The following is a 277-nucleotide window of genomic DNA, read 5'->3' as shown; positions in this document are numbered from 1 at the left end:
AATAGCTCAGTATATTTAGGCAAATCTTGATAGCTGCGAAGTCCTGGATTCTTTTCCAAGACGTATCGCGGGACATACCAGCCTTGAGTTGCACCACCTTTTAGCGTGTCGCCGATGATGGCCACTTTATTTTGCTCAATGGCTTTTTCCATGATTGGCGAGCGACCAACCCACTGCTCCCCGATGACCTGAATGTCATTCTGTGATAGCGCCGTATCAAGTGCAGGCATGCTCCTGGCACTTCTTCTACCGTACAACCGTATCCATCTTCTACGAT

At 48.4% G+C, this 277-nt stretch carries 1 protein-coding gene; it reads right to left on the bottom strand.

Translation table 11 applies throughout. From position 1 onward, the window contains the following. Positions 1-230: glycine betaine ABC transporter substrate-binding protein (locus tag SB725_RS30960; protein ID WP_410923204.1), on the bottom strand; the 230-nt coding region annotated here is incomplete at its 3' end. Positions 231-277: the final 47 nt, after the last annotated feature.

Origin of the sequence: Pseudomonas sp. SIMBA_041 (assembly GCF_046535095.1) — a bacterium.
In the GTDB taxonomy this organism is placed as follows: domain Bacteria; phylum Pseudomonadota; class Gammaproteobacteria; order Pseudomonadales; family Pseudomonadaceae; genus Aquipseudomonas; species Aquipseudomonas mucoides.
Note: the sequence above shows the minus strand (reverse complement) of the source record. Positions and strands in the feature narration are given on the sequence as shown.